Origin of the sequence: Pseudomonas sp. GZD-209 (genome assembly GCF_049310485.1) — a bacterium.
In the GTDB taxonomy this organism is placed as follows: Bacteria; Pseudomonadota; Gammaproteobacteria; order Pseudomonadales; family Pseudomonadaceae; genus Aquipseudomonas; species Aquipseudomonas sichuanensis.
This window is the reverse complement of record NZ_JBMOWQ010000152.1, coordinates 1-2334: the sequence shown is the minus strand read 5'-3', so window position 1 is coordinate 2334 and position 2334 is coordinate 1. Positions and strand designations below refer to the sequence as shown.

Genomic DNA, 2334 nt, shown 5'->3' with positions numbered 1-2334 from the left:
CGGCGACCACGCGATCATCGTCGGTGCGGTGAAGAACCTGGTGCTGCCCGAGCAGCCGGTGACGCCGATGGTGTACCACAAGGGCAAGCTCGGCGCCTTGCCCCGCGATGCTGCCCCACTGTTTCCGGGGGCCGCGCATACCCCCTCACCTTCGGTTGCGGCCCCCCTTTTCATTCAACGTTCAAGGACCTCGGCAGATGAGCAACGAAAAGTACGAGAAAGGCCTGCAGATCCGCACCCAGGTACTGGGCGAGGACTACGTCAACCGCTCGATCCAGAACGCCGACGAGTTCACCAAGCCGCTCCAGGAGCTGGTTACCGAGTACTGCTGGGGCCATGTCTGGGGCCGCGATGGCTTGTCGCTCAAAGAGCGCAGCATGATAAACTTGGCCATGATTTCCGCGCTCAACCGGCCCCACGAGCTCAAGCTGCACATCCGCGGCGCCTTGCGCAATGGCCTGAGCCGTGAACAGATTCGCGAGATCCTGCTCCAAGTCGGCATTTATTGCGGCGTACCTGCGGCGGTGGACAGTTTCCGCCTGGCCCGCGAGGCCTTCGCCGAAGCCGATGCAGAGTCAACCCGTTAACAACGGGCTGTTTCGAACCACTGCAAGGAGCGCCACGGTTCGTGGCCCTTCGCGATGTTGGCGCAACAGCCTCATAAAAGAGCGCCCCTGATGAAACGCCAGCCACTCGACGACAGCTTCAAGGTCAACCGCAACCCCGTTACCCTGCGTGAAATCGTGCTGGACAAACTGCGCAGCGCGATCATGAACTTCCACCTGCTGCCGGGCGATCGCCTGGTCGAGCGCGACCTCTGCGATCGCCTCGGCGTCAGCCGCACCTCGGTCCGCGAAGCCCTGCGCCACCTCGAATCCGAAGGCCTGGTCGAGTTCGCCGACGCCAAGGGCCCGCGCGTGGCCATCATCACCCTGGAAGACGCCCGCGACATCTACGAGCTGCGTTGCGTGCTCGAAGGCCTGATCGTCCAGTTGTTCACCCTCAACGCCAAGACCAAGGACATCCGCGCCTTGGAGCGCGCCCTGGAAGTCAACCGCGAAGCGCTGGAAGACGGCGAGCTGCAGCAGGTGCTCGACTCGGTGCAAGGGTTCTACGACGTGCTGCTCGAAGGCTCGGGCAACCAGGTGGCCGCCCAGCAGCTGCGCCAGTTGCAGGCGCGCATCAGCTACCTGCGCGCCACGTCGGTGTCGCAAGAGAACCGCCGCAGCGCCAGCAACCGTGAAATGGAAAAAATCGTCGAGGCGATCAAGAGCGGCGACCCGCAAGTCGCGCACCAGGCCTCGGTCGACCATGTACGCGCCGCCGCGAAAGTGGCACTGGACTATCTGCGCCAGAAACAGGACGACAACGCCAAGGTCCGCGAAATCGTCGCTCCCCTGCCCCTCAAGGACCCTCGCATAGGCCGCTGACCATGCCCACCGCCCCGCGCTACTGCCCGCACTGCACCACGGAACTGGCCCGGGGCGTCCCCAACGGCGACACCCACGAACGTCTGCACTGCACCGGCTGCGGCTATATCCACTACATCAATCCGAAGATCATTGCCGGCTGCATCATCGAGCGTGATGGCAAGTACCTGTTGTGCCAGCGGGCGATTGCGCCGCGGCCTGGGACCTGGACACTGCCGGCCGGGTTCATGGAGGCCGGCGAGACCACCGAGCAGGCGGCGTTGCGCGAGGTATGGGAAGAGAGTGGCGTGCGGGGGGAGATCGTCTCGCCCTACTCGATTTTCAGCGTGCCGCAGATCAGCGAGGTGTACATCATCTTCCGGGCCATTGCGACTGAAGAGACCGGGGAGTATGGGGCTGAGACTCTGGCCTACAAGTTCTTCGAGCCTGACGAGATTCCTTGGGACGAGATCTATTACCCGGCGATTCGGCAGATCTTGGAGCGGTACATTCTTGAGCGGCAGGCGGGGGTGTATGGGATTTATATGGGGAATGATGATAGCGGGAAGGTGCATTTCATTCGTTGAGTGGGGTTCGGGTTCGGGTTCGGGTTCGGGTTCGGGTTCGGGTTCGGGTTCGGGTTCGGGTTCGGGTTCGGGACTCAGTGTGTTTGTTTTGATGGATGTATGCGCATTCATGGGTGATGTCGACGCTTAGTCACCTTTCCGCCCTTACGGCGGCCTACTTTTTTCTTGGAAAAAGTAGGCAAAACCGCCTGCTCCCATCATACGGCCCCTACGCTGCGCTCCGGGGTCCCCTCGCTCCGGTGCCTTCCGGGCCCGCGCGGCCTACGACTTGCTGCGCAAGTCTACATCTCGCGCCTTCGGCTTACGCCGAAGGGTGCTGCGCACCAGGGCCCTCCAGT

The 2334-nt window shown here is 62.8% G+C and carries 3 protein-coding genes and 1 pseudogene; all 4 read left to right on the top strand.

All coding sequences use genetic code 11. The features are described 5' to 3' along the window. Nucleotides 1-103: pseudogene (locus tag ACO6VM_RS18145) on the top strand (flavin reductase); the annotation flags it as partial. A gap of 94 nt (nt 104-197) precedes the next feature. Beyond that, nucleotides 198-587 carry a carboxymuconolactone decarboxylase family protein gene (locus tag ACO6VM_RS18140; RefSeq protein WP_125464441.1) on the top strand — a complete coding sequence of 130 codons (390 nt, stop codon included), beginning with the start codon at nt 198-200 and terminating at the stop codon, nt 585-587. A gap of 90 nt (nt 588-677) precedes the next feature. Next, nucleotides 678-1430 carry a GntR family transcriptional regulator gene (locus tag ACO6VM_RS18135; RefSeq protein ID WP_110996546.1) on the top strand — a complete coding sequence of 251 codons (753 nt, stop codon included), beginning with the start codon at nt 678-680 and terminating at the stop codon, nt 1428-1430. 2 nt (nt 1431-1432) lie between these two features. After that, nucleotides 1433-1996 carry an NUDIX hydrolase gene (locus tag ACO6VM_RS18130; protein WP_401060836.1) on the top strand — a complete coding sequence of 188 codons (564 nt, stop codon included), beginning with the start codon at nt 1433-1435 and terminating at the stop codon, nt 1994-1996. The last annotated feature ends 338 nt before the right edge of the window (nt 1997-2334 follow it).

Bases quoted from the DNA above. Each gene is read 5' to 3' on its own strand.
- ACO6VM_RS18135 (WP_110996546.1), top strand. From the start codon at position 678: ATGAAACGCCAGCCACTCGACGACAGCTTCAAGGTCAACCGCAACCCC.
- ACO6VM_RS18130 (WP_401060836.1), top strand. From the start codon at position 1,433: ATGCCCACCGCCCCGCGCTACTGCCCGCACTGCACCACGGAACTGGCC.
- ACO6VM_RS18140 (WP_125464441.1), top strand. From the start codon at position 198: ATGAGCAACGAAAAGTACGAGAAAGGCCTGCAGATCCGCACCCAGGTA.